Source organism: Shewanella pealeana ATCC 700345, from assembly GCF_000018285.1.
In the GTDB taxonomy this organism is placed as follows: domain Bacteria; phylum Pseudomonadota; class Gammaproteobacteria; order Enterobacterales; family Shewanellaceae; genus Shewanella; species Shewanella pealeana.
In genome coordinates this window covers 4,733,935-4,759,636 of record NC_009901.1, presented here as the reverse complement: position 1 = coordinate 4,759,636, position 25,702 = coordinate 4,733,935, and the positions used below count along the sequence as shown (strand labels likewise).

General features: G+C 48.4%; 28 protein-coding genes. 6 read left to right on the top strand and 22 right to left on the bottom strand.

Going from position 1 to position 25,702, the window contains the following annotated elements:
* Window positions 1-19: 19 nt before the first annotated feature.
* Complete coding sequence (pdxY, locus tag SPEA_RS20550; protein ID WP_012157104.1) at window positions 20-883, top strand: pyridoxal kinase PdxY; 864 nt, start codon at window positions 20-22, stop codon at window positions 881-883.
* A 335-nt stretch (window positions 884-1,218) separates the two neighbouring features.
* On the opposite strand, the gene SPEA_RS20545 is transcribed toward pdxY, so the two are convergent.
* The 3 genes from SPEA_RS20545 to SPEA_RS20535 form a co-directional block, all read right to left on the bottom strand.
* The gene (locus SPEA_RS20545; protein WP_012157103.1) at window positions 1,219-2,433 is read right to left on the bottom strand and encodes a 4Fe-4S binding protein; all 1,215 of its coding nucleotides are present in this window, start codon (window positions 2,431-2,433) and stop codon (window positions 1,219-1,221) included.
* A 183-nt stretch (window positions 2,434-2,616) separates the two neighbouring features.
* Window positions 2,617-3,264 (bottom strand): DUF2959 domain-containing protein, encoded by a 648-nt coding sequence (locus SPEA_RS20540; RefSeq protein WP_012157102.1) that lies wholly within the window; start codon window positions 3,262-3,264, stop codon window positions 2,617-2,619.
* A gap of 30 nt (window positions 3,265-3,294) precedes the next feature.
* Window positions 3,295-3,519, bottom strand: coding sequence for a hypothetical protein (locus SPEA_RS20535; RefSeq protein WP_041411139.1), 225 nt, complete (start codon window positions 3,517-3,519; stop codon window positions 3,295-3,297).
* A 136-nt stretch (window positions 3,520-3,655) separates the two neighbouring features.
* On the opposite strand from SPEA_RS20535, the gene SPEA_RS20530 reads away from it, so the two are divergent.
* From SPEA_RS20530 to SPEA_RS20510, 5 genes are all read left to right on the top strand, one after another.
* Window positions 3,656-4,678, top strand: coding sequence for a virulence factor BrkB family protein (locus tag SPEA_RS20530; RefSeq protein WP_012157100.1), 1,023 nt, complete (start codon window positions 3,656-3,658; stop codon window positions 4,676-4,678).
* Window positions 4,678-5,610, top strand: coding sequence for an alpha/beta fold hydrolase (locus SPEA_RS20525; protein WP_012157099.1), 933 nt, complete (start codon window positions 4,678-4,680; stop codon window positions 5,608-5,610). The genes SPEA_RS20530 and SPEA_RS20525 overlap by 1 nt, the downstream gene beginning before the upstream one ends.
* Before the next feature lie 19 nt (window positions 5,611-5,629).
* Window positions 5,630-6,211 (top strand): M14 family metallopeptidase, encoded by a 582-nt coding sequence (locus SPEA_RS20520; protein ID WP_012157098.1) that lies wholly within the window; start codon window positions 5,630-5,632, stop codon window positions 6,209-6,211.
* A gap of 344 nt (window positions 6,212-6,555) precedes the next feature.
* The gene (gene dtd / locus SPEA_RS20515; protein ID WP_012157097.1) at window positions 6,556-6,993 is read left to right on the top strand and encodes a D-aminoacyl-tRNA deacylase; all 438 of its coding nucleotides are present in this window, start codon (window positions 6,556-6,558) and stop codon (window positions 6,991-6,993) included.
* 49 nt (window positions 6,994-7,042) lie between these two features.
* On the top strand, window positions 7,043-7,492 hold the full coding sequence (locus SPEA_RS20510) for a thioesterase domain-containing protein (RefSeq protein WP_012157096.1): 450 nt from the start codon (window positions 7,043-7,045) through the stop codon (window positions 7,490-7,492).
* Window positions 7,493-7,509: 17 nt separating this feature from the next.
* Here the strand turns inward: SPEA_RS20510 and SPEA_RS20505 are convergent, their stop codons facing one another.
* The 19 genes from SPEA_RS20505 to SPEA_RS20415 all read right to left on the bottom strand — a co-directional run bounded on the left by SPEA_RS20505 (window position 7,510) and on the right by SPEA_RS20415 (window position 25,524).
* The gene (locus SPEA_RS20505; RefSeq protein ID WP_012157095.1) at window positions 7,510-7,836 is read right to left on the bottom strand and encodes a rhodanese-like domain-containing protein; all 327 of its coding nucleotides are present in this window, start codon (window positions 7,834-7,836) and stop codon (window positions 7,510-7,512) included.
* Between the two features lie 614 nt (window positions 7,837-8,450).
* The gene (locus tag SPEA_RS20500) at window positions 8,451-9,698 is read right to left on the bottom strand and encodes a beta-ketoacyl-ACP synthase (protein ID WP_012157094.1); all 1,248 of its coding nucleotides are present in this window, start codon (window positions 9,696-9,698) and stop codon (window positions 8,451-8,453) included.
* Window positions 9,695-10,420 (bottom strand): 3-ketoacyl-ACP reductase FabG2, encoded by a 726-nt coding sequence (locus tag SPEA_RS20495; protein WP_012157093.1) that lies wholly within the window; start codon window positions 10,418-10,420, stop codon window positions 9,695-9,697. Before SPEA_RS20495 ends, SPEA_RS20500 begins: the two co-directional genes overlap by 4 nt.
* Before the next feature lie 78 nt (window positions 10,421-10,498).
* Window positions 10,499-10,975 carry a hotdog family protein gene (locus tag SPEA_RS20490; RefSeq protein WP_012157092.1) on the bottom strand — a complete coding sequence of 159 codons (477 nt, stop codon included), beginning with the start codon at window positions 10,973-10,975 and terminating at the stop codon, window positions 10,499-10,501.
* A complete protein-coding gene (locus tag SPEA_RS20485) occupies window positions 10,968-12,266 on the bottom strand; it encodes a beta-ketoacyl-[acyl-carrier-protein] synthase family protein (RefSeq protein ID WP_012157091.1) in 1,299 nt (432 codons plus the stop codon). The genes SPEA_RS20490 and SPEA_RS20485 overlap by 8 nt, the downstream gene beginning before the upstream one ends.
* Window positions 12,267-12,288: 22 nt before the next feature.
* Entirely contained in the window at window positions 12,289-12,984 is a 696-nt protein-coding gene (locus SPEA_RS20480; protein ID WP_012157090.1) for a DUF3261 domain-containing protein, read from the bottom strand.
* Window positions 12,972-14,261 carry an NAD(P)/FAD-dependent oxidoreductase gene (locus SPEA_RS20475; protein ID WP_012157089.1) on the bottom strand — a complete coding sequence of 430 codons (1,290 nt, stop codon included), beginning with the start codon at window positions 14,259-14,261 and terminating at the stop codon, window positions 12,972-12,974. The genes SPEA_RS20480 and SPEA_RS20475 overlap by 13 nt, the downstream gene beginning before the upstream one ends.
* Window positions 14,251-16,665, bottom strand: coding sequence for an MMPL family transporter (locus SPEA_RS20470; RefSeq protein WP_012157088.1), 2,415 nt, complete (start codon window positions 16,663-16,665; stop codon window positions 14,251-14,253). The genes SPEA_RS20475 and SPEA_RS20470 overlap by 11 nt, the downstream gene beginning before the upstream one ends.
* Entirely contained in the window at window positions 16,665-17,411 is a 747-nt protein-coding gene (locus SPEA_RS20465) for an outer membrane lipoprotein carrier protein LolA (RefSeq protein ID WP_012157087.1), read from the bottom strand. The genes SPEA_RS20470 and SPEA_RS20465 overlap by 1 nt, the downstream gene beginning before the upstream one ends.
* Complete coding sequence (locus tag SPEA_RS20460) at window positions 17,408-17,857, bottom strand: acyl-CoA thioesterase (RefSeq protein ID WP_012157086.1); 450 nt, start codon at window positions 17,855-17,857, stop codon at window positions 17,408-17,410. The genes SPEA_RS20465 and SPEA_RS20460 overlap by 4 nt, the downstream gene beginning before the upstream one ends.
* Window positions 17,857-19,419, bottom strand: a complete 1,563-nt coding sequence (locus SPEA_RS20455; RefSeq protein WP_012157085.1) for an HAL/PAL/TAL family ammonia-lyase — start codon at window positions 19,417-19,419, stop codon at window positions 17,857-17,859. The genes SPEA_RS20460 and SPEA_RS20455 overlap by 1 nt, the downstream gene beginning before the upstream one ends.
* On the bottom strand, window positions 19,416-21,173 hold the full coding sequence (locus tag SPEA_RS20450) for a glycosyltransferase family 2 protein (RefSeq protein ID WP_012157084.1): 1,758 nt from the start codon (window positions 21,171-21,173) through the stop codon (window positions 19,416-19,418). The genes SPEA_RS20455 and SPEA_RS20450 overlap by 4 nt, the downstream gene beginning before the upstream one ends.
* The gene (locus tag SPEA_RS20445) at window positions 21,173-21,559 is read right to left on the bottom strand and encodes an ApeI family dehydratase (RefSeq protein WP_012157083.1); all 387 of its coding nucleotides are present in this window, start codon (window positions 21,557-21,559) and stop codon (window positions 21,173-21,175) included. The genes SPEA_RS20450 and SPEA_RS20445 overlap by 1 nt, the downstream gene beginning before the upstream one ends.
* Complete coding sequence (locus SPEA_RS20440) at window positions 21,556-22,935, bottom strand: AMP-binding protein (RefSeq protein WP_012157082.1); 1,380 nt, start codon at window positions 22,933-22,935, stop codon at window positions 21,556-21,558. The genes SPEA_RS20445 and SPEA_RS20440 overlap by 4 nt, the downstream gene beginning before the upstream one ends.
* Complete coding sequence (locus tag SPEA_RS20435) at window positions 22,932-23,480, bottom strand: COG4648 family protein (protein ID WP_012157081.1); 549 nt, start codon at window positions 23,478-23,480, stop codon at window positions 22,932-22,934. The genes SPEA_RS20440 and SPEA_RS20435 overlap by 4 nt, the downstream gene beginning before the upstream one ends.
* On the bottom strand, window positions 23,480-23,728 hold the full coding sequence (locus tag SPEA_RS20430) for an acyl carrier protein (protein WP_012157080.1): 249 nt from the start codon (window positions 23,726-23,728) through the stop codon (window positions 23,480-23,482). The genes SPEA_RS20435 and SPEA_RS20430 overlap by 1 nt, the downstream gene beginning before the upstream one ends.
* Before the next feature lie 8 nt (window positions 23,729-23,736).
* Complete coding sequence (locus SPEA_RS20425; protein ID WP_012157079.1) at window positions 23,737-23,991, bottom strand: phosphopantetheine-binding protein; 255 nt, start codon at window positions 23,989-23,991, stop codon at window positions 23,737-23,739.
* Complete coding sequence (locus tag SPEA_RS20420) at window positions 23,988-24,806, bottom strand: lysophospholipid acyltransferase family protein (RefSeq protein ID WP_012157078.1); 819 nt, start codon at window positions 24,804-24,806, stop codon at window positions 23,988-23,990. The genes SPEA_RS20425 and SPEA_RS20420 overlap by 4 nt, the downstream gene beginning before the upstream one ends.
* Window positions 24,799-25,524 (bottom strand): beta-ketoacyl synthase chain length factor, encoded by a 726-nt coding sequence (locus SPEA_RS20415; RefSeq protein ID WP_012157077.1) that lies wholly within the window; start codon window positions 25,522-25,524, stop codon window positions 24,799-24,801. The genes SPEA_RS20420 and SPEA_RS20415 overlap by 8 nt, the downstream gene beginning before the upstream one ends.
* Between the last annotated feature and the right edge of the window lie 178 nt (window positions 25,525-25,702).

Sequence of the window (25,702 nt, the reverse complement as noted above, 5' to 3'; positions counted from 1 at the left end):
AAATTAAAGGTAGTGACCAATGAAGCGGATTTTATCCATTCAATCCCATGTGGTATTTGGCTGTGCTGGCAACAGTAGTGCCGTATTCCCTATGCGTCGTCTTGGTATGGAGGTTTGGCCGATTAATACGGTGCAGTTCTCTAACCATACTCAGTACGCACAAGGATGGGCGGGGATGATCATGCCTGCGGGTCAGATCACTGAGTTGGTACAGGGCCTAGATAATATTGGTCAGCTACAGACCTGCGATGCTTTACTCAGTGGTTATCTCGGTAGCGCAGAGCAAGGCATTGAAATCACGGCAGCCGTGAAAAAGATGAAAGCGCTTAACCCGCATGCTATCTATTTTTGCGATCCGGTAATGGGCCACCCTGAAAAAGGTTGTATTGTGTCGCCCGGTGTACAGGAGTTCTTAAAAACTCAAGCTTTGGCTGCAGCCGACATTATAGCGCCTAACCTGTTAGAGCTTGAGACATTAACGGATACAGAACTGCATAATCTCGATGAAGTGATTAACGCTTGTGAATGCTTGCTAGAAAAAGGGCTTGAGATGGTAGTGGTGAAGCACCTTGCTAAGGCCGCCACTTGCCAAGAACAGTTTGAGATGCTGCTGGTGACAAAGACAGGCAGTTACTTAGTCTCGCGTCCTTTATATGAATTTGAAAAACAACCTGTGGGCGTCGGTGATTTAATCAGTGGCTTGATGTTAGCTAACCTGCAAGCAGGTTTTAGCCCGGTAGACGCCTTTGAGCGCACTAATGCCTCAGTCGACGCCGTGTTATTGGAGACCTTTAACCAAGGCGCTTATGAGCTGCAATTAATCGCCGCTCAAGATGCCATAGCATCACCGACAATTAAGCAGCAGGCTAAACGAGTTAACTAATTCAAGTTTATTCGTATAGAAATTAATAGGCGGAATGTAATGAGCCTGCCCATCCATGGGCGGGCCTTTCCTTAGCTTTAAAAGAAGTACCTAGCTCCTAGGGCGCTGCGCTTCGAGGACGGGCTAAAGCCCAAGCTACTGCAAAATATACTTTCCCGTCTTAGCTTTCCCTAGCACCTAGGACCTTTCTTTACCTTTCCCATCTTTTTCCTAAGCGCAGCGCTCCGTAAGTGACGTAGTCACGTTCTCTAGGCCGCAGGCCGTTCGGCTATTATCGTCTTAGCCTTTCCCTGCTTTTCCTAGGGCCTAGAACCTTCTATTCCTAGAACCTTCCATTAATGCCCAATCCTATCCAGATGTTGAATCAAATACATGCGTGCTTCAACAGGTGTTTCACTGTGCCAGAAGCCACCAAGGTAAGCGAAAAGCGGCAATAGGAACATGATGGCGAATAACATAATCGTTAGGCCGCGAGCCGAGAGTTTCCAGCCGTTGCGAGTGCTAAAGTGTAGTGCCTCTTTCTTAGGGCAGGCCGATATACAGCGCATGCAGGCTTGGCACTCGTCTGAGCGAATGTTTATCTGATTATGCACCGAGATATTAGCCGGGCAGGCGCGGCTGCACTTGTCGCAATTCATGCCTTTTGATTCGATTAAGCAGTGCTGGGTACTGCGACGGATCTTAAGTGGGCTTAAGAAACTGAGCAGGCCAAGCAGCGCGCCGTAGGGACAGATATAGCGGCAAAAGCCTTGGCGACGCCAGGCTGCTAGACCCAAAATAATGCCGAAGCAGATAAGTGTGACTAAGCCTGGGGTGATGAAAAATAGCGCCATCTTAAGATCGGCAATCTTATGGTAATTACTGTTTAAATAGCCGGGGATACTCATGGTAGGCATACCGAGGACAATGTATAGCAAGGCCAGCAATAACAGGTATTTGAGCATCCGCAGTGGCCAGTCTATCCAAGCTGGAGGGAGTAGCTCTTGCTTGATAAAACGCTTTCTGAGCTTATACAGATATTCACCTGCTAAGCCTAACGGGCAGGCCCAGCCGCAAAAGGCACGTTTACACAGTAGGCCTGTGAGTAAAACAACCGTTAGCATAACCGCAGCAGCAGGATGATTTTGGTCCCATATTCCCAAGCTGATAATCGCCTTTATCTCAATACCGCCAGCAATAGGCAGGAAGGCATCGCCAACATCGGGTCGCATCAGCCACGGGGTTATCCCAGCCTTTAGCAGCGCGCTGTTGACCGTAAACTGTACGCCAACCAGTAGCATGGATAAGGCGAGCAAGTGCTGCACGCCATCTCGCATATGATTAGCGCGCAATTCACCTTGGGCAACTGTAGGTTGGAATTTGCGGCCTATCGCGATACCGATAACTGCGATACCCAGCGCGGCGATGAGAGGCCAATATAGGCTAGAAATAATAGCTCCAGTAATGAGCCCGCCAGTGGCGAATGCGCCCCATTTCTTGCCGCTCCAATAAAGTAGGCTAACGCTATAGGTCAGCGCTAGGGCAAGAGTTAATGATTCAATAAAGCTCATAAATAGCGTCAGTTAAAATATGATTGATATAATTGAGAAACTGCAAAGGGGAATAAGTTCTGAGTTGCTACACGGCTTGTGGAGAAGATCAAAAAATGGAATTGTGATATGGAAAAAGGCAGCAGTAGATCACAAGTTTGGTTCCTGAGCGTTCACGCTTAGGAACCGCACTTTAGATGCTGCTTATTTATTTTCTAACGAAGCGATAAACTTGTTCGATTCATCAATAGACTTATTCATCTCTTTGATTAAGCCTGAGATATCAGTCTGTAGGCTCGCGAACTCCCCCTTAATCGCCCCAATAGCTTGAGCGTTAAGGTTATGCTTTAGATACAACATGTTATCTTTCATCGCAGTTAGCACTGGTTCCATCTTACTTTCTGCGCGGCGCATGCTTTTAACAAGCTGAGAGTATGAACGGCGAGTCTCTTTGAGTTTTGACTCACTATTACGACGCAAGCTGGCTTTGCTGATCTCACCTATCTCTGTTTGCCACTCGTCAAATAATGCCTCGGCAACATCTTCTACCTTGTCGATGCGATTGGTGACATCATCGGCGGCATCTTGCGCCGACTCATATTCATCTTTTGCTTTGTTGTAAGCTCCTTCTAAATCGCCACCATCATGATTTAGCAGCGCCTGCATCTCTTCCAGTGCAGAGCTGAACTGCTCTTGGGCTTCTTCTTGCGACTCTTTAGCATCTTCGACGCGATCGACCATGATATCGCGCTTGTGATAACCCACTTTTTCCATCGCACCGTAATAAGCGCTCTGGCAGCCACCAAGCAGTAGGCTAGTGCCAACAATGGCGCTGGTGATCAATTTTTTCATCTGGTTTTATCCCTAAAATTTAGTGAGTGACTACGCACGGTATCTTGCTGCGTCAATAATGCACCAAATGTGTAAAGGTATTGCGATAATTAAAAATATGCCTAACGTGAAAGAGGCAATACCGTATGCGGCATAGGTGGTTAAACAAAAGAGAATGGCAGCGAGTATACGCCCCTGAACGAGTTGGCCTAATCCAGCGAAGAAAAAGCTCGCGATAGCGGCAATGACATTGCCCGCAGATCCTTGTTGAGACATCATTTCAATCCTTATGCTTGTAAAGAGAAGGTTATAAGCTTTATTGTACCAAGATAATGATTCGCAGATCATTTATCGTCTTATACTGATTGGTATTACCGATTAAGACCAACTTTAACAGAATCAAGAGTAACAAGTGAAAAATAAGATAGCGATAAATCAGGTTCGTTCTTTTTTACTGAGCATTTGGGCATTTTTCTTACATCTACTCAGTCGCTTCAAAGAGGACCAAGTCAATATTAAGGCCGGGCACTTGGCTTATGTGACCTTATTATCTTTGGTGCCTATTGTGGCTGTGATGTTTTCTATGTTGTCCGCTTTCCCCGTATTTTCAGGTATTCGTGAAAAGTTAGAGGGTTTTGTCTACGACAACTTTCTGCCAGCCGCTGGCGATACGGTGCAGATCTACATCAATGAATTTGTCGCTAACGCATCTAAGGGCACGAGTGTGGGGATCGTGGCGTTAATGGTGGTGGCACTGATGCTGATCTCGGCTATCGATAAGGCGCTCAACAGTATTTGGCGCACCAAAGAGAAGCGTCAGGCTGCGGTGTCTTTTTCCATGTATTGGATGGTGCTGACTTTAGGGCCTGTACTCGTGGGCGCCAGCTTGGTGGCGACATCCTATATTGTGTCATTAAAGTTATTTAGTGAAACCGAGCTTTCAGGTGTGGTGCCAATACTGATAGAGCGTTTACCTATGCTATTTTCAGTGGCCGCCTTCTTGCTCCTGTATATGGTCGTTCCGATTAAAAAGGTTAAGTTTCTGCATGCCTTGCTAGGTGCGTTAGTCGCAGCCATGCTGTTTGAGCTAGGCAAGAAAGGCTTTGCCTTTTACGTGACTCAATTCCCCAGTTACGAGGCGATTTATGGTGCCTTAGCGACCATTCCTATCCTGTTTGTTTGGGTCTATGTTTCTTGGGTCATCGTACTCGTCGGCGCAGAAATAACCGCAGGACTACCTGAGTACCTGCATGAGTGTAAGTTGATCCGTGAAACCGCGTTAGCGGAATCTCAAGCAGAAACTAAAACCGAAGAGCCGGTGACTGAATCAAAGAATGATGGCCCAAATAGTAGCAATGATAGTGGTCAAGACAACGTCAGAGGCAGTGAGAAAACTGATGAGCCAGCCCAAGATAAACAGGACAAGCTGGATTAATGTCTGCAGTGCAGTCGCCACTCCTTAGCCGAACCTGGCTAGATGTTGGAGATGACCACCAAATATATGTAGCCCAGTACGGTAATCCGAACGGGATACCACTGCTGTATTTGCATGGTGGGCCGGGAGCGGGTTGTAGCACAGAAGATTTAAAACTATTCGACCTGTCAGTCTATCAGGTTATTTTGCTCGATCAGCGGGGGGCGGGGCGTTCTCGTCCCCGCGGTGAACTTAAGCATAATAATTTGCACACTTTACTGGATGATATAGAGCGGGTTCGTTGTTGGCTTAATGTTCCTCAATGGATGCTTGCCGGTGGCTCATTTGGTGCAACCTTAGCCCTACTTTATTCTGCCTGTTACCCTAATCGAGTGATATCACAAGTGCTGTGGGGCTTGTTTATCCCTAACCCCGCAGGCATAGAATGGCTCTATGGTAATAGCGGTGCAGCTCGTTTGTTTATAGATGAATATCGCGCTTTCACTCAGGGTGTTGAATGCCAAGAGCTCGAGGTTTTACTCGCACATTATCGATCAAAGTTAGAGAATGAGTGCCAAGAAATTCGGCATGATGCTACCGCACACTGGCTCAGTTGGGAAATGGCTTTAGCCTATCCGGGCAGTATGCTCGGCGAGGCCAATACACCTTTCAGTCAGTCTCTAGCAAGCATAGAGCTTTATTATGTAGCTAATGATTACTTTGGTGCATTTGAAAAACTCATCGTTAAATTGCCTTTGATTCAGTGTCAAACATACGTACTGCAAGGTGAAATGGACTGGGTTTGCCCCTTTAAGGTGTTACAAGACTTCTTTAAAGGCAGGGCGAGTCAGTTAGTTAAAGTGACAGAGATTAAAGGCGGGTATCACGCTTTGGCCGATGTTAAGATGGCTAAAGCGGTAAAGGATGCCATACGGGAAATGGCCAAACAATAAACAAGGAAATATAGACGCTATGAAAAAACTGATTCTTACAGGCTTAACTATTGGCTTAACTATGGGCCTAACAGCTTGTGCTTCTACTGAAAAAACAGCAGAAGTAGAGGTCGCAGTCAAAGCGCCTGACAGTGTGGATTTAGGCGGTTTGTCTAATGAAGAGGCGACCACTAAGCTGCTAGATGCACTGCTAAGTAAAAGTTATTTAGCATCTCGGGCGGGTCCTAACGGCGTTGCCGTTAACTTCGATAATAGCCAGTTTATTCTGCAGCCTAGCATCAACCCTGATGGTATTGACCGCATCATGATGAACCGCTTTTATGCGATTCATCCTAAGTATGTTGGCAGCAAAGAGATGTTGCTGATGATTGGCACCTTGAACCAGAAGCTTAATTTCGCCAAGTTTGTTATTCGTGATCAAGGTGCGGTTATTCAGGTACAAGGTGCGGCAACATTCGTAGATACCATCACCATGGAAGAGTTGCGTCGATTTATCTTATGGACAGATGAAGGCTTACGTCAGGTTGGTGAGTCTCTACCTAAAGGCGCAGAAGATGTGATTAAGCCAATTCCAGTGATGCAGAATATTCAGTCGATTTAAAGAAAGAAGGTTCTAGGAAAGGTCCTAGGAAAAGCAGGTCCTAGGGAAAGCAAAGGCTAAGACGGTACAAGACGAATGGCCTTCGGCCTTACGGAACGCTGCGCTTACGGAAAAGATGGGAAAAGCCGGAAAAGCTAAGAGAGGGCAAAGGTGATGTTTTTTGCTTTTGCTCTTCCTAGTAGGACGCAGTCCGTCCTCGAAGCGCAGCGCCCTAGGGCCTAGTACCTTGTTTATTAAGTCCGTCCTCGAAGCGAAGCGTCCTAGGATCTAGGTCCTTCTTTTAAAGCGAAGCGTTCGTCTTCGCTTTTTCATTTCAGTTATTAATTTTTTTGGAGAGTGTGTAGGTGATAGCCCTTATTCAACGTGTGAGTGAAGCAAAAGTTGTCGTTGATGGCGCGACTATCGGTGAGATCGATAAAGGTCTGTTGGTGTTACTCGGTGTTGAGCGCGAGGATAACATTGAAAAGATGCAAAAGTTGGCCACTAAGGTGATGAGTTACCGTGTGTTTTCCGATGAGAATGGCAAGATGAATCTTAACCTTGAGCAAGCGGGTGGCAGCTTACTTGTGGTCTCGCAATTTACCTTGGCAGCCGATACTGGCCGAGGCTTACGCCCAAGCTTTTCAGGCGCCGGCACACCAGATCAAGCCCGTGAACTTTATGAAGCCTTTGTCGATTTTTGTAAATCAAAAGGGGTCAACACCCAAACCGGTCAATTTGCCGCAGATATGAAAGTGTCTTTAGTTAACGACGGCCCAGTGACTTTTAATTTGCAGGTTTAGATATCTAGGTCGGACTACGGGGATTATAAGAGCTAGAACAGGAAAGCAGATGAAAGATTTAAACCATCAAACCTTGCTAGAACAACTGCAGCAGACTTGGCATCAAACCATACCTGTTAGTGAGTTTATGCAGATAGCCCCCTTGGCATTTGATGGTGATACTTTTGAGGTTTCAGCTCCGCTAGAGCCTAACATTAATCTGCATAACACCATGTTTGCTGGCAGTATTTATACTCTTATGACGCTGACAGGTTGGGGCATGTTATGGCTGCAACAGAAGTTGGCAGGGCTGGATGGTGATATCGTCTTGGCTGACGCCAATGTGCGTTATATTGCCCCCATCGACAGTCAGCCAATTGCTAAGGTTAAATGGCCTGAGTGTGACCTATCAAAGCTCGCATTAGGTCGCCGAGTAAAGGTGCGTATAGAGGTCGAGCTTTATTGCAAAGATAAGCAGTGCGCCAGTTTCTCTGGGCTATATGTTAGCAAGGCCAAGTAAGTTTATCTCGATTAGTATTACTGCTTTGGCTGACAGCTGAGTAGATCTTTTAAAGCACCGCCATTAATCACGCTCTCTAATCCATTCGCCATTAAAATATCGCAGCCCTTTTGGGCGCGAATGCCCGCTCCGCAATAAAGCACAAACACTTGCTGACGATTTTCAAGCTTGTGCAGCCAAGTATCTAAGGTGTCTAAAGGTACATTAATCGCTTGCGGTAGATGACCGCCTGCAAACTCCTGTGGCGAGCGCACATCGATAACCGTTGCACCTTCTTGTATCAGTTGCCAGCACTGCTCACCAGCTGGTCTAGTCGTTAACTTTGAAATTTGAGTGTTTAACATATCCACCTCTATTTATTATGCTCTTGGATTTTGTTGGGTTTTGTTTGAAGCTATCTGAACAAAACTTGTGCGGATATTTAAACCTTTAATTAGATTAATTTCAATAAGTTTTTCCTAATGCTTGTTTTGTGTTCGTTAACAATATGACTTCGAAAGATAAGAGTGGACCACGAAGGACGCGAAGAGCACGAAGAAAAGAGCCTTGAGATTTTTCTCTTCTCCGAGGTCTCTGTGTAGCGAGCGAAGTGAGCGCTTCGTGGTTTATGGCTTTAAAACAAAGAACCCAGCTTATGCTGGGTTACCTAGAACTTATGATCTCGAACCTAGATCCTAGAACGCTGCGCTTCGAGGACGGGCTACGCCCTGCTAGGAACAGCAAAAAGTGGTTCTGTAGGTCGGCATTTATGCCGTCAAATCTGATATGAAATCTAAGCTTGATGGGCTAAAGCCCAACCTACAGAAAAAACATGCTTTTCCGGCTTTACCTAGGACCTGCTTTTCCCATCTTTTCCCTAAGCGAAGCGTTCCGTAAGTGACCTAGTCACGTTCGTCTTTGCTTTCCCTAGGACCTTTCTTAGCATTTCCTAGGACCTAGCACCTTCTATTCCTAGAGCCTATCTTTTAAACCGCTTAAAGATCAGCGAGGTATTGATGCCACCGAAGGCGAAGTTATTACTCATCACATAGTCAGTTTCAAGCAAGCGGACTTCATCTTTGATGTAATCCAGTTCTCCACATTCTTCATCGATTTCGCTGAGATTTAGCGTGGGTGCGAACCAGCCTTCATTCATCATCTCAATGCTGACCCAGGCCTCTAACGCGCCGCAGGCTCCCAGCGTATGGCCAGTGTAGCTCTTGAGCGACGAGATAGGCTGAGAAGGGCCAAATACCGCGTGGGTCGCTTGTGTCTCGGCAATATCGCCGCGGTCGGTCGCGGTGCCGTGGGCATTCACATAACCTACTTTTTCAGCGTCGATGGCGGCATCTTTCAGCGCTAAACGAATTGCAGTTTCCATGGTCGCGCTATTAGGCTGAGTCACATGAAGACCGTCGGCATTCGTGCCAAAGCCGACGATTTCGGCGTAGATCTTGGCGCCGCGAGCTCTAGCATGTTCCAGCTCCTCTAGCACTAATGTACAAGCGCCTTCGCCTATTACTAGACCGTCACGGTTTTTATCGAACGGGCGTGGTGTCTGCGCTGGCGTATCATTTTTGGTGCTGGTAGCAAACAGGGTGTCGAAGACTACCGCCTCTGTTGGGCAAAGCTCCTCACCGCCGCCGGCAAGCATGAGGTCTTGCTGACCATACTTGATGGCTTCATAGGCGTAACCTATGCCTTGGCTACCTGAGGTACAAGCGCTGCTGGTGGTGTGCACTCGGCCCTTGAGCCCGAAGAATACACCGACGTTCACCGCCGTTGTATGGGCCATCATGCGGATATAGCTGGTGGCGGTAACACCCGACATATCACCGTCTTTAAGCATGTCGCCAAAGGCAACAATTGGATCCGTGCTGCCAGTCGATGAGCCGTAGGCTATGCCCATGGCGCCAGAGGTGACCACAGGATCATCAAGCAGGTTAGCATCTATCAGTGCCAGTTCACTGGCACGGGTGGCCATAATAGATACGCGGCCCATGGAGCGGATCTTTTTACGTTTGTAATGGCTCGGCACTTCAAAGTCGGTAATGGGCGCGGCTAAACGGGTGTGTAGATCTTCAAATCTGTCCCATTCATCCATACGCACTACACAGTTCTTTTTCGCTTTTAAGCTCTCAGCAATCGTTGGCCAGTCATGCCCTAGAGCCGAAATACCGCCAATACCTGTGATCACGACGCGACGGGGAAAAGACGCTTGGCTCATATCATGCCTCCATTAACCGAGATCACTTGGCGAGTGATATAGGCGGCATCTTCTGACATCAAGTAATTGGCCAAACCTGCAATTTCAGATGGCTTACCCATGCGGCGCATAGGTACGATAGTATTGACCATCTCTTTGGGAATATCACTGACCATGTCGGTCTCGATAAGACCCGGTGCGATGCAGTTTACGGTAATTTTTCGCTTAGCTAGCTCCAAAGACAGCGCCTTAGTTGCGCCGATAATACCGGCTTTAGATGCGCTGTAGTTCACTTGACCACGGTTACCGGCAATACCAGATACCGACGCTAGGGTAATGATCCGCCCGCCTTGACGACCTTGCACCATAGGCATCACAGTCGGATGAATAACGTTATAGAACCCATCTAAGTTGGTATGAACGACGCTGTCCCATTCGGATTCGGTCATCGCAGGGAAGGCTGTATCGGCATTGATGCCGGCATTGAGCACCACGCCATAGTATGCGCCGTGTTGCTCGATATCTTGTTCAATCGCTTGCTTTACCGCGGCTCTGGCGGCGATATCAAACTGCAGACAGCTGACCTTGATACCAAGCTGTTGAAGCTCTGCCTTAGTGGCATCGGCTGCGATTTGATTACTATGAAAATGCATCGCAATATCAAAGCCAGAGGCGGCCAACTTCAGAGCAATGGCCTTGCCTATGCCGCGGCTTGAGCCTGTGATTAATACTCTTTTGGTCATACTGTTACTCCCTGCGTAGCCGCCTTGTTCTGGAAAACGTTGTTATGTTTGGTGCTACGGCTGTGTCTTGTCAATTTATCAGTCGGTCGTTCCGGCAATATAAGCCTGAGCATCTTGGGGCTGAAACACATTCACATTGGCTTCGGCGACGACCACTTGGTTATGTAATATCTGGCAATCGAATACCGCCAATCCAGACTCTTCCTGATAGAGGCGGGTGACGCGAGTCTGGTAGGTTTGCCCTGCATCAAACTGTGAGATATGCATCTTAAGTTTGCGGCTGCCTAATAGAAATCCCACGCGAATAATATCATTCCTTAGATGGGCTTCAACGCCTGCCAGTGCGGCGATGCTTTGCGCCATATACTCGATACCAACATAGTTGGGAACACCGTTAATATCGGCATCGAAGTAGGGGCTTGAGGCTGAAATATCTGTCTGGGTTAGCAAGCTATCATGGCTATGCTTAAGTAGCTGGCTGATTAAGATCATCGGCTGGCGATGGGGGATAAACTTTTCCACCTCTTGCTCTGCAAGCTTTGTAATATCAAACATCTTGGCTTGTCTCTGTTGCGTCACTGACTATATTTTTTAAGGCTTTAATTTTTAGTGCTGTATTCTTTAGCGCTTCGTTATTTGATCCGCTTCGGCTCAAGATCAGGCTGGCATTGCTGCCGCCAAAGGCAAAAGAGTTGCTCATCACGTGGCGAATGTTGGCCTGCTGGCCTTTTGCGACCAGCGGCAGGCTAGGGTCATTAGGATCTTGCTCTTGATCCCAAATCTGTGGCGGTAAATATTGCTGCTTATTGTAATCACTGAGTAGTAGATAACAAAACGCCGCTTCGATTGCACCTGTAGCGCCTAAGGTGTGCCCTGTTAGTGGCTTAGTTGAGCTGCATGCTGGCAAGCTATTGCTAAACACTTGCTGCACTGCGCGGCTCTCCATGGCGTCATTTTTTGGGGTCGCTGTGCCATGCAGGTTAAGGTAATCGATCTGCTCTGGCTGTAAACCTGCCATATTAAGTGCTGCTTGCATGGCAGTGATGGCGCCTTGTCCTTCAGGATGCGGCGCCGAGATATGGTGGGCGTCGCTCGACTCGCCTATACCACTGAGAATTATCGCCTTTTTGTCACCCTTGTGGACTGCTTTTTCTAGGGTAAAGAGTGCACCGCCTTCACCAATATTGATACCGTCACGATTGGCGCTAAAGGGTTGGCAGTGCCCGCTAGAGATAGATTCGAGGGAGTAGAAGCCGTTAAGGGTGAGCTGGCACAGGGTGTCGATGCCGCCGACAATCACCATATCGCAGATGCCGGCATCGATAAGGCGCTTGGCACTGGCAAAGACTTTAGCGCTTGATGAGCAAGCGGTCGAGACGGTATAGCATGGGCCGCTCAAATTAAAGTAGGCCTGTAGAAACTGGCTGGTGTCGCCTAACTCCTGCTTGGCATAGTCGTAATCCTGAGGAAACTCCCCTGAACGCTGTTGCACTGCAAGCGCAGCTTCACCTGTGGCAATGCCCGATGTACTGGTGCCGATAACTAGGCCAATCCGCTGGTTGCCATATTGGCGCTTGGCCTGCTCGACGGCTGGTTCAATTTGCTGGGCAATGAGCAGAGTCAGCTGATTATTACGGGTATCAAACCGCTTTAAAGTTGCTGGAATAGCGGGCAATTGGACATCGACTTGACCAACCAACACGGCACGCTCAAACAATAGATCATCTCGCCACTGCATGCCATTGATACTGCCCGCGATTAAGTTGTCGAGCACAGCTTGAGGCGTCAGCCCTAAAGGAGTGCATAAACCTAAATGAGTTATCGCAATTGGGGTCGTTGAATTCACTTAAATATCCACTCAGTCAGGTTTATAACGGGCTAATGGCTAACTTGAAGTTGGCCGCAGGAATGTTGAGATTAACATCGGCTTGCCACTTGTCTAACTCTCTCTTATTTGAGCCATTTTTATTTAAGCCGTTTTCGCTTATGTTGTTATAGCGTATTGTTATTATCGGCAGGTCGCCAGCTGCAGAGTCAATAGTGCCATTTTCAGCCTTATTGTTAGCAAAAAATAGCCCTCGACACAAAGCGGCATCGCAGGCATAGCTTTGCATCTTCGCTCCTTGTAAGTGCTTGTTTACACTTGCGTCGGGCCAATAGATGAGTTGCATGATTGCTAACAGGTACTCGGCCTTAAATTGATCCCCTAGAAGCTGGCTCTGCTCGCTGATTAATTGATTACCGTCATAGGTCAGAGTAAATAGCGCCTGCCCAAGCGGGGCCAGTCCTACCAAGGTTAGCTCTTGGCCGCTAAGCTCCAACTGACTCAAGAGTTCATGTTGGCTATCCTGGGTCTGAATGCTGACTTTTTGCGTCGCGCTAATGGCTTGCTTGCTGTCCACCAAGTCTTTGGCTCCCAATAGGTGCTGAGAAACAGGCGCTAAGCAATAGCTGACATCTGCTGCTAGATCGACACAAGTTTGCCGCTGCAGAGTCTGGCTACAGGCTGTCATTAACACCGAGCCCAAGACGAGGAGGATGATGCGTTGGCTTAACTGCGACATAGTTCGACTACCATATTAAGGCGACGTTTAGACTCGCTAACAAACGGGTTTTTCTCATCCCAGGCATAACCTGCCAGAATCGAGCAGATCATCTGTTTGATCTTAGGATCGGGATCCTTGAAGAAGATCGCATCCTGAAAGCGACAGTCGTACCAAGCTTCGACATAGGTTCTAAAGGTATCGACCCCTCTCATCAAAGGGGCGGCGTAATCTTGCTGCCAATCGACGCTCTCGCCATCGAGTTGTTTTATCAGAGTCTTAGCGGCCATCGACGCCGACTGCATGGCGATGGTGACTCCAGATGAAAACACCGGGTCGAGAAACTCCCCCGCATTTCCCAATAGGGCAAACTTATCCGTGGCTAAGGTTGTGACGTTGGCTGAGTAGCCTTTTAGCAGGCCTGACTCATTAATTAACTCGGCGTTTGCCAGCAGTTTTTTCAGCCCTGGCTCTTGGTTGAGCATGGTCTTGAGTATGCTGTTTAGATCGCCGTCAATATCGCAGTCAACGCCGTCATGTAAACCCTCGAGTTGATGCGGCTCTCCGACAACTCCTACCGAGCAGCGACCATCGCTGAAGGGGATCAACCAGTACCAGATATCTTGGTTATCTGGGTGCACGCTTATCAAGATCTTATTACGATCGAAGTTCGGATCGCTAATGTTGTCTCGCACGTGGTTAAACACGGCGCTGCGGGTCGGCAGGCTAGAAGGCTTCTCAAGATCGAGTAACCTAGGTAGCACGCGGCCAAAGCCGCTAGCATCGAGCACGAACTTGGCTTTTAAGCTTTGTGAGCCGCCTTTATCATCAATGATGTTAAGCATTGGCTCAGCCGCTAAATCGATCGACTCTACGCTATGACCATAGCGAATATCGACCCCCTGTTTTACCGCTTCATCGGCTAGAAGTTTATCGAATTGCGCGCGCTCAACTTGAAAAGTGGTGCCGGGGCCCGCTGTAAACTTATCGGTAAAGTCGAAGCTGGTATAGCTATCTTGGTATTTAAAGGCGGCGCCATTTTTAAATTGAAACCCAGCTTGATTTACCGCTTCCAGCATATTGGCCTCTTCGATCACCGTCATGCAGCAGGGCAATAAGCTTTCGCCAATAGAGAAGCGCGGGAAGTATTGTTTCTCAAGCACGACTACCTTCTTTCCTTGAGCCTGTAACAAGCTGGCGGCGATGCTGCCCGAAGGGCCTGCTCCAATAATGGCGACATCGATGCTTTCACAGGCATCCGTTTCAAACTCATTCTGAACAGCTTTATCAGTTGGCATTAACGGACTTCCTTGTAAAAATTTGAATAAAGGGCGAGAGCAAAAAGGTAAAACTAATCCCCAGTAACAGGGTTAAGCCAAAGGCATTAATCGCTGGAGTTTGGCTAAAGGCAAGCAGGCCAAATGCGAGCAAGGTCGAAACAGCCGACATAAATACTGCCATCATCACCCCGCGAGTCTGTTGCTTAGACTCGGCAAAAAATAGGCTGTAATCGACACCAATGCCAAATACTAAGATAAGTGCTAGTGCATGAAACAGAGTGAGTGGATTATGCGTGATGCCTAAGCAGGCCAAGGTCAGCAGGGCCGATAAAGCCGGTACGGCTACTACGATAGCCGCGAGTTTTGCGCCAAATCTAAAGGTGAAAATGATGCCTGCAACTAGCAGGGCCAAAGCGAGTAAGCCTAAGGTGAGCTGTCGGTAATGCCCCATCACGGTGGAGATATCGCCAACTTTATCGACGAGTTGAACCTGACTATTAGCTGCAAATAACTGGGCAAGGGCATCGAGCTGCTTTATGCCGCCAAGTAATACGATTGCGCCATAGCCTTGGTCTTCATCTGATTGTGGTGATAGCCACAGCGGTTTAAAGCTCACGCCAGCTTGATGGCCTAAGAAACTATCGGCAGTGATAAACTTGTTGTGAGCGTCGCGGTATTGGGCGATGAGTGTCGCCTTAATATCTGGATCTAGACCTAGAGTGGCAATAATCTCATCTAAGTGCTCAAGATAGATCTGAGCTTGTAACTGATAGTGCTGCTCTTGAGTCTGCTGGCTTGGCAAGAAGCGGCTCAGACTTAAATGATTACCCAATAGCTTATCTTGCTCGGCGCGCTCTAATATCGGTTCAAGTGCTGTGAGTTGCTGCAAAAGCCGCTCTTCTGATGTCGCCGTGACTAACAGAAACTGATTATCGGTGCCGCCACTCAGCAAGGTGCGCAGCTGGTCTTCCTCGGCTTGAATATCACTCGGTGTGTGCTGCAACTGGCGGATATCATCATTTGCCGTGAGTTGGCTTATGCCGATGCCGATAAATCCAATACTGCACACAGCTAGCAATAATCGAGTAACAGGCTTTGTCGGTAGAGCTCGATTTAGCATAAAGGCTTGATATTGGCTGGCTAAGTTAAGTGCCGTGTTGGCCTCTTTGAGTGGACGCGCTGCTAGGGTTGGGTAGGCTAGCAATAAGGTCAAGTAGGCGCCGACTAAACCCGAGGCACAGAATACGGCGACCTGCTGCATGCCGGGGAAGGGGGCGATCCCTATTGCGCTATAGGCGATGACGCTGGTGACAAGTGCCAAGGTGATCGCTGCAAAAATTTTTTGAATGACTTTTTCGCTGCTATCGCTAGGGTGGTGTAAGCGCTCGCAATAATAGTGAAAACAGTAGTCGATCGAGATCCCGATAAGGCTGGTACCAAACACCAGTGTTAGCAGATGCAGCTCACCAAAGAGTAGGGTGGTCATGACAACGGCAAATAGCAAGCTGGTGCTGACGGTGATGACGGCAATGGTCAGCGGCATGAACGATCGAAATGCTAGCCAGACTAAGGTGATGACGCCGATAAGGGATAGTAGCCCTATGCTGGAGACTTCTTGTTTAGCGTTCTCGGTCGCAGCAGCGGCGTGAAATAGCGCGCCAGCTTTGATAATTTCGATGTCAGCGTCTTGCTGGTTTACCGAATGAAAAGCCGTTTGTAGCGCCGCGAGCTGGCTCTGTTGTGCCTTGGGATTAAAGGCGCTGTCACTGCCTTTTGCCATCACGATAGCGGCAAAGCGTGGCTGTGGCTCACTTGCCGAGGGCGCAACAGTGGCAAGTAACACTCCCTGTTTTACCGTTAACTGTTGTGACGGTGCGAGCGCCATCAAGGAGTCTGGGTAAAGCAATAGGGGATCATGGCTCAGCAGGCTGCTGTTAGCATAGCTAAAGGCGTTATAGAGTTTTTCTAATGCCGCTTGAGTGAGCTGTTGCCACTGGCCTTGCTGTAGCAGGCGTTGCTGCTTTTCGGTGAGTAGCTGAAATCTATGTTTAAAATAGTAACTGTTTAGCGCCTCGGCTTGTGCCATATCGGCGCTACTAATATCGACAAAGGCGCTTGCGTTATCTCGCTGCAGCGATTTCATTGTCAGCTTGGCGGCATCGATTGCTGCTTGTTGGCTATCACTGACAAAACCTAGATAGACACGATTGGCTAATTGCTGCTCGACCTGCGCCATGGCGCGCTGGGTCATAGGGCTTTCGTTGACCTTGGGAAGCATGGCGAGAATGTCGCTTTGCACTTTTGCGCCGTTTTGCCACAACATACAGCCCGTCATTAGCGTGATGCCAATGAGAGCGAGCCAGAGGGCAAATCTTAATTTGCTACTGGTTTGGCTTAAGCAACGACTCAAAAGGGAGTTCATTATGGCTGTTTACTCTCACTGAGCTGAGCGTCTATATTTACTGGAGTCACTGCCGCGTCTGGTTCAAGCGGTTTTGAAGGGCTAAAACGTGCCTTATCGCTTGAGCTGAGTGGACGTTCATCTATGGTTGAAAATGCAATTTCACTGCGATCGCCGTTGGCGCTGAACAGAACCAAGCTTTGTATCTTCGCATCGCCGACTAGCACTAATTTAGGTAGGGCCTTGGCGATCATAGGATCTATTGGTTTTAATCCTAATTGCCAGTGATTAACGCCTGCCCCAGTTTGAGCTTGCACTAGGCTGAGGTTGAAATGCTGCTCTAGCTGTTGAATATCACCGCTTAACAGGGCGTTTAACAGTTTTGGCATCACCTCACTCATTTGACTGCCGCTGCCTGCTTGCTCGGCATCATTGACGCTAATATTGCCTTGACTATCTATCTGTATCAGTTGCTTATCTTTTAGGATCAGCGTGCTGGCGAAGGGGCTATTTTGTTGCCAAATCACCCCAAGATCTTTAGCAAAGATAAATTCGCCCTGACTGAGCAAAGGCTTTTTCAGTACCTTAAGGTAACGGCTCTGAGTAAACTTCCCCTTTGCCTGCTCACTAGGTGATAGCTGTTGGCTAAGCTTTGCTAGTTCTGCACTGTTAGCATGTTGGCTGAACAGTTCGCTGTAGTCCGAATCAGCATAGCTAGGGCTACACAGCAACATGAGGCTAAGGGCTAGGCTTAATAAACACTTCATCCGACTTGCTCTGTTTTGCTATGTGTTTGGGGAAGCAAGTGGGCAACTTTTTGCTGAAACACTTCAGGCGTGACAAAGCACAGCTCTTGAGTCTGCATGTCAACGGCGGCCTGAATAGTGTGCCCCTTGGTAATGCGCTTACCCGTTTGAGCATCAAGCACTTGATAATTGATTTTAATGCGGTTCTCCCACTCAACCAGTGCCGCTTTGACGATAATGGTCTGCTCGAAGGTACTCGACTGAACATACTTTATCTGCACGTCGACAATCGGCCAGCTAAACCCTGAGTCTTGCATGGCGCGGTAACCGTAGTCGATTTTATCCAGCAGCTTACAGCGCACTAGCTCAAAATAGCGTAGATAATTGCCATGCCAAGTGATCCCCATCGAATCGACATCATGAAATGGAATTTCAACTTCCATCTCTGCGAATAAGATACCTTTCATTAACCGCACACTTCCCAGTAGCCATTTTGGATCTTATCGACGGTAGAGCGTAGGGTCTGCTCTAGCGGTCTATCTTCAGTTAATAATTCAAAGTCGGCTTCAACTTGAGCAAGGGTATTGGCTAAAGAAGGTGTAATCGAGCTTTCGACGAGCTCCTCTTGAGCAATGCGCAGGCGAATACCTTGCGACATGGCCAGTAACGCCGCCGCAGCGACTTGCTCGGTCAGTTGTAATACGCGCATACAATCACGAGCCGAGATGGTGCCCATGCTGACCTTATCTTGGTTATGGCACTCGGTAGAGCGTGAGAACACGCTGGCTGGCATGGTGTTTTTCAGGGCTTCAGCCGTCCACGCGGATACGCCAATCTGCACCGCTTTAAAGCCGTGGTTAATCGCCTTACGTCTGCCTTGAGCGCCCGATAAGTTGGCCGGTAAACCGTTATTGAATTTCTGATCCATGACTAATGCCATCTGGCGATCGATAAGATCGGCAATATTGGCTACCGCATTTTTCATCGCATCCATGGCAAAGGCGATGTGGCCGCCATAGAAGTGACCGCCATGTAGAATATGCTCGCCTTCACCATCAACAATTGGGTTGTCGTTGGCGCTGTTGAGTTCAGTTTCAATAAACTGACGCATAAACGGCAGCGCGTCTTGTAGCACACCAATCACATGGGGTGCACAGCGGATAGAGTATCTGTCTTGCAGTCTGTCGGAGTTACGTGGATGAATATGATGATTCAAGTCTTCACGGATCCAAGCAGCGATTTGGTTCTGGCCCGGGTGCGGCTTAGCGGCAAATAAGATGTCGTCGAAGTGATTCGAGTTACCTTTAAGGGTCAGTGATGCCATGGCGGTGATACGGCTGGCAAGACGCGCCATGTACTGGGCTCTGTCATAGGCTAAACAAGCTAGCGCCGTCATGACCGCAGTGCCGTTCATTAGCGCTAGGCCTTCTTTCGGACGAAGTTTTAGCGGTACGATATTAAGCTCTTGGTACACTTGGCTAGTTGGGCGTCGTTCACCTTGGTAAATCACATCGCGCTCGCCGATCAATACCGCTGCTAGATAAGATAGTGGCGTTAAGTCGCCACTGGCGCCAACTGAGCCCTCTTCGGGGATCACCGGAGTAATATTAAGATTAAGCAGGGTTTCGATACGCTCAAGTAGCTCGAAAGTGACCCCAGATTTACCGACAGCTAGCGAGCTAAGTCGGCATGCCATCACGGCGCGAGCTTGCATCGGCGACAGGATCTCACCCATACCACAGCCATGAAAACGAGTCAGGTGCAGCGGTAGCTCATGAACCAAGTCAAGACCCACAGTGACAGTACAAGAATCACCATAACCTGTAGTGACGCCGTAAACCACGCCCTCTTCTTTAAGCAGGCTATCGATAAACAGCGCGCCTTTTTGAATATAGCTGCGGTATTCGGTCGTTTGATTCAGCTTGGCTGTTGCGCCTTTGGCGATAGCCACCACATCTTCAAGCGATAGGCTGTTATAGCCAAATTCAACGGTTTGCTGGCTAAGGTTATAGGTATTATCTTGGGTCATTTACTTGCTTGTCCTTTAGTATTGCTACTACTGCTACAGCGTTCACTGCTTTGCACATCTGCACGTTGGAACTCTTCGTCCTTGCGCCAGAAATCATAAAAATTAAACCATTGCAGCGGCTCACTCAGAGCAAAGTGCTCTAAGCGCCGGCTAAATTCGTTTACGGCCTGTTCAATTCGTTGGCTGCGTCCTGCCCTTGGGCCTTTTAAGGTCTCGGCGAAATGTTCTAGGTGCACATGGTAGCGTCCATTTTGACGTAGGCAGAACATGGTATAAACCGGGCAGTCCAGCAATCCCGCCAGAATAAATGGCCCCTGTGGGAATGCGGCCTGCTCACCTAGAAACTCCTGATAGATAACTCGTCCAGCGGTTTGCGAAGAGGTTCTATCCCCTGCAATAACCACCAGTTCACCGGCTTCGATCTTTTGCTGCAATAGCATTGATGTACTCGGGCCGAGTTCTGTCACCTGAATCAGGTTTAATGAGCTATCGGGGTTGAGTTGCTTGAGTACCTTGTTAAAGTTCTCGGCATTTTGTGTCAGCACCATGACGTTAACTTTGACTTGGCGCTGGTGGATAGATATGGCTCTACATAGCTCTAAGTTACCTAGGTGTGAGACCAATAATACGGCGCCATTACCTGCTAGTAATTGGTTAGCGAGCATCTCACGATTAGGGAAATCGACCTGTTCGAGTTTGATGCGATCGCACCAGGCATCGATTCTATCGAGGGCGGCGTTACCAAAGGCGAAAAAGTGCTTCAGGCTATCGCGCCAACTGAGTGGCTCACCTAAGTGTGGGTGGTTAGGGCGCTGGTGCTTAACATGAGTTAGAAACTGCTTCGATGCATCGCGTGCGGTAGTACCGGTTAAGAAGAAATAAACAATCACCGGATACATGATGGCGCGGCATAGCCAATGGCCGCCTAGGCGGTAGCTTTCGGCGATCAGTTTTATGCCCCAATAACTGCCACGCTCACGCATGTTGGACCAATGTTTGTTTTGGTTAGAGCCTACGAGAGAATGCTTTAGCCTTTGAAACAACTTTTTAGGTTGGCGCAATAACATGCCAAAGAAGAGCTTACTGTGCATCAAAGAGATGCGCACATTATCTTTGAGGCCTTGAAAATGGCTCACCCCATCTTCGGGGTAGATGACTCTTGTCGGCAGATGGATAACCTTTACCCCTTGCCAGTAAAGACGCACTAACACTTCGATATCAAAATCCATGCGCTCGCCCAAGGCATGGCTTAAAAACAGTTTCTCAGTCGCGGCTAGTGGGTAGATGCGAAAGCCACACATGGAGTCTTGGATATCGAAACTTAAGGTTTCTATCCACACCCAGAAGTGGGTGATATAGCGGCCATAGAGGCGGCCCTTTGGTACGGAATCATCGTACTGTGGCAGACCTGAAATTAATGCCTCTGGCGCTAATTCTGCCCGCTCTATCATTGCCGGAATATCATCTAAGTCATGCTGACCATCGGCATCGACCTGTAGCGCATGAGTAAAGCCATCGGCATAAGCGGTGCGTAGCCCCGTCATCACCGCAGCGCCTTTGCCACGATTAAACGGATGGTGTAGCAAGGTCACCCAGTCGTACTTTTCGGCAAGCTCGATCAGTATAAAACGAGTTTCATCATCGCTGCCATCGTTAATGAGGTAGCAGGGAAGCTCGAAGGCTGCCAGGCGTTCGAGAGTCTGCTCGATGGCACCAGCATGGTTGTAGTTGGGGATAACGAGGGCAAGACGCATTAGTTGCTATCCGCGCTGTTGATAACTTGGGTTGTTTCACTATTGAGCGCGATACGCCCCGATGCGAAACGTTTGTCACCATCGCTATAGGCAAACATGAGTTTAGCCTTAGCCGGATTGTGGCTAATGGTTAGCTCGACTCGGCTATTGGGTAGCATAAGTTGCTGAAACTTGAGTACTTCAAGGGTGGCGACATTGACGGGGTAGCCGAAATGCTTGCAGCCAAGTTTAATTGCCCAGTCGAGTTGAGTCACGCCGGGTAACACGGGCTGCTCTGGAAAGTGCCCCGAGAAAAAATCAAGGTCGGCGGCAATTTCTATGGTCCAAGTTACTGAATCTTGGTCATCTTTACAGTCGATGATAGGGGGCAATTTAGATCTAATCATTTGCTCTTAAACTTATCGATATCAAACAGGGCTAACATGTCGGCCTGCACTCGTTTACCTTGTGGGTTCACGGGTAACTGCTCTGTATAGCGCCAGCGCCTAGGAAGGGTGACGCGCTCAAACTGCGACAACAGGTGCTTCTTGAGTTGGTTATTGAGTGCCAGCTTGCCGTTTGCTTCGAGTTGCAGTAATCCCTCAGCTGAAAGCTCAATGGCGGCGCCAAGTTGCACTCTAGGTTGTTCAAGCATGACTAATGCAGCTTTTGCGACATGAGGGTGACTCTCTAGCAGAGACTCCATCTGCACCAATGACAGGCGTTTTTCTTCGACTTTAATGATACGGTCTAAGCGCCCTTGAAGAGTAAACTTGCCATCGGCCTGCAGGGCAATTTTATCATCACACTTAAGCCACTCACTGTCTGGCAGGTAAGGGGATTTTAGCAGCAGTGCACCGTCGGCCTCATCTTGCATAATCTCAATGGGGGCAAAGCTTTGCCAGCTAGAGTTGGCGGTATCTTGGCGGCGATAAGCTATACCGCCAGTCTCGGTACTGCCAAACACCTCAATCGGGGCTTGGCCGTAACAATTGGCTACTCCCTTAGAGGCTTCATAACTTAATGGTCCGCCCGAGCTAAAGACTAAGCTTGGCGCACGCAGTTGTCGTTCATGATCGAGTGCATCAGGGAGTCGAGAGAGTTGAGCCGGGCTGCTCACTAAGCATAAATTGGGGAACAAGTTGGCGTAGTAGCTTAGGGTTTCAGGGTATTCCACCAGATCGCTTAAAAAGGGGCGGCTTGCGGCTAACGGCCAAAGGATCTTAAACAGTAAGCCATAAATATGCTGGTGGGATACGGTCGATATCACGCTGCAGTGGGGCAGGTGCTGGGCAAAAGTATGCTCAAGTACGCTTACCTCGGCATCGAGCTGTTCAATCGTCTTAACGACTCGCTTAGGCTTGCCGCTGCTGCCTGAGGTAAAGAGGACTAGCTGTCCCCATTCCTGTGACTCGGGCCAGTTGCTGCTTGGTGGATTATGATCTTTATCTAAGCGCAAGAAGGCCTTGCCTTCGCAAATTGGCATATTGGAAAGCACGCCATCAAACTCATGGGTGAGTTCGCTTAAGGTGCCAGCCTGAGCGTTAGCCGGCAGGATAATCTGTTTGCCCGCGAGCAAGCCTGCACATATACCTACGGCAAACAGGTCGCTACTATCGCAGCTCAGTAACCAACGCTTGGCGTCCGATTCGCTGAGTTGTTGCTTTAGCTGGGCGACTTGGGCGGTAAATACCGAACCTGTCACAATGTCGTGGTGATTGAAGCTAATTAGCTGCTGAGCAGTAGGTCCCTGGCATAGCCAAGATTTCAGTAGATTCGTCATGATTTTTTCAACCAGAATGTTCTGTATAACCATTCGCCACCCAGTAGCGACCCGATAAGCAAGTAGGCAATCAGCCCGTTATAAAGTGTCCATGTTTCGATACTGGTGTAAAGCGCGGTATAAAGCGCCATGGCACCATTAAAGATGAATAATCCACACCAGATTAAGGTGACGCGATTGAGGTACCCGATAGCTTCATCGGGCAGGTCGGGCTCTTTTAGCCTTGCAAGCCTTTCAATCATGCTGGGGCCACGTTTTAGTGAATAGCCGAAAAGCCCCAGCATGGTGAGGTTAATCACCACAGGGTAGAAGAGTAACCAGTTATTCTCTTTCGCGATAAAGCTTCCGGCGGTGAGACCTATTCCGACTAGGATAGGCAACATTAACGCCTTCACTTTTTGCTGCTGCAACAATAGCCGTATGACTAAAATGGCGCATAAGGCGAGCGCGATACTGCCTGCAGGCAAATAGTGCAGACCAAAATACACCGCCAGTGGATAAGCTATCACCACTATGGTCGTCACTATTTGCAGAAAGAGTCGCATTACTCTTTAACTAAGCCTTCGATAGCTGATACCACATCATCTACGGTTCTAACGGCTTTAAACTCTTCAGGCTTAATTTTCTTACCTGTCATCTGCTGTAACTTGATCACTAAGTCAACGGCGTCGATGCTGTCTAAATCGAGCTCTTCATATAAAGAAGCTTCTAGGGTGATATCTTCGGCATCCACCTCGAACTCGTCGACTAAGATTTGAGTCAGCATCTCAAGGATCTGTTCACGACTTTGCATAATGCCCCCTAGGCTCGTTGTGACTCAATAAAACTGACCAAGCTAGCAACGCTATAGAAGTGCTGTTTTGTTGCGTCAGAATTCGCTTCAATCTTCACATCAAATTGCTTTTTAATCGCTAAGCCAAGTTCCAACGCATCAATTGAGTCTAGGCCTAGGCCCTCACCGAATAGTGCCGCTTCTGAGTCGATATCATCAATACTGACGTCTTCTAAATCCAGACAGTCGATGATCAGTTGTTTAATTTCGTTATCTAAGCTCATAAGTATCTATCTAATTGTTGTTTATAATAGTTTTCGAGGTCACGAGTCATCTGCCGTGCCATTTTTGCATCACCACCGGCGCAAGCATCATAGCGTAAATAAGGCAATGTTTCGCCAATTTCGATATCAATGCCAATGGTTCGCCTAGGTAGCTGATACCACTTTTGTTGCTTGCTGAAGCCAACAGTATTGGTTTTCAGAAAAACAGGCAACAGATCGCTACGAGTACGCAGAGTGATATTAGCGGCGCCGCGGGCAAAATCATTGATTTTTTCACCTATAACGGTGCGGGTACCCTCGGGGAAGATGATTAAGTTGGTGCCTCGTTCGAGTACAGATTTGCAGTCATCAAGCAGTAGTTCGGCGCCGCGATTGGGAATGTAGCCAGCACATGAGACCACGCCGCGTAGAAATGGGTTGCGCCATAGGCTCTGCTTGACGATGCAACCGGCATTGGGCATTAAGCTGATTAAGATGACCACATCAATTAAGGTTGGGTGGTTAGCCGTGACTATCATGCCTTTGGCATTGCTGAGGCGGCTTAAATCATCGTGGGTAACCTTGATAAGACCTACCCAAGTCATCATGCGTACAAAGCCTTTAAACATGATGTGTACCGCGCGCTGCACACGCTCGATGCGTTGCTGGGGAGTGCCAGGCCAAAACCTGAGGATGGGTAATATCGTCAATGAGCTGAGTAGGCCGCCGAGTCCAAACACCATATAGCAGGCTGTGCCGCCTAACCAACGTGGGACATATGCGAGACCTGAGAGTCTTGGGGCGATAGGTTGTTTGTGTATTGCTGGATTAGTCACAATTAAGCTCCCAATACCAGCCGGAAAATGATCCGCTGATATTGTGTTTGGCCGCCAAACTCGATAGCAGTAGACCAAGGCTGAGCTCATTGTCGGCTTGTTCATTTATTGGGGTCAATGTCAGTGTCGCTAACGCATCTTGTGTATCGTCGGCGGGAGCGAGCATAAAGGCGGTGGCGATAGGCCACTCGGGAGTCGCTGAGAATTGACGATAAACTTGAGGCACAGGCTCGTCGGCATAGACTAATAATAGCGGCTCAGGATCTGCGTGAAGCTGACCAAAGGCTTCGATAAACCCTTGGCTAAAGGTGTTTTTTCCAGCGGCGATGGAGGTGGACGCTGCGCGGTTACCACTTAAGATACTGTAGATGCCACTGGCGGTATTGTGCACCGACTGACTAAAGCCTGTGGGAGATAATGCTGACTCATCGACAATATCGTTCAGCAAGCCGATGGTGCGATTAATCTCACCGTGTTGCGAGGCAAAAATACTACGGCATTGTTCCGCTGGCGCGCACTGGTTAATCGCCTCGAGTATGATTTTGGTGAGCTTACTGAGTCTTCTGCGCTGCATAGCTGGCACATGAGCCAATTTAGGCACTGCTGATGGTTCTGCACCTTGGTCTAAGGCTGTGGTAGGCCAATTTAACCATTCATTGGCTTGTTGGTAATGTGGCGACCATGCGCCCCATGAAAGAATGCTGAACTTCAAATGCATCGCCCCAGATACGAATATCCTTTCGTATTGCCCTGACTAGTAGAAAGATATGTTTGAGCGAATTAAACCGCTAGCGCTGAGTCGCTCAAATATAACGTCATTTTGACAGCTCATTCTACAACATAAATCATGAGTACAATACGTCTTTTACGATACAAGTGTCGCCAAAAGGTGAGGC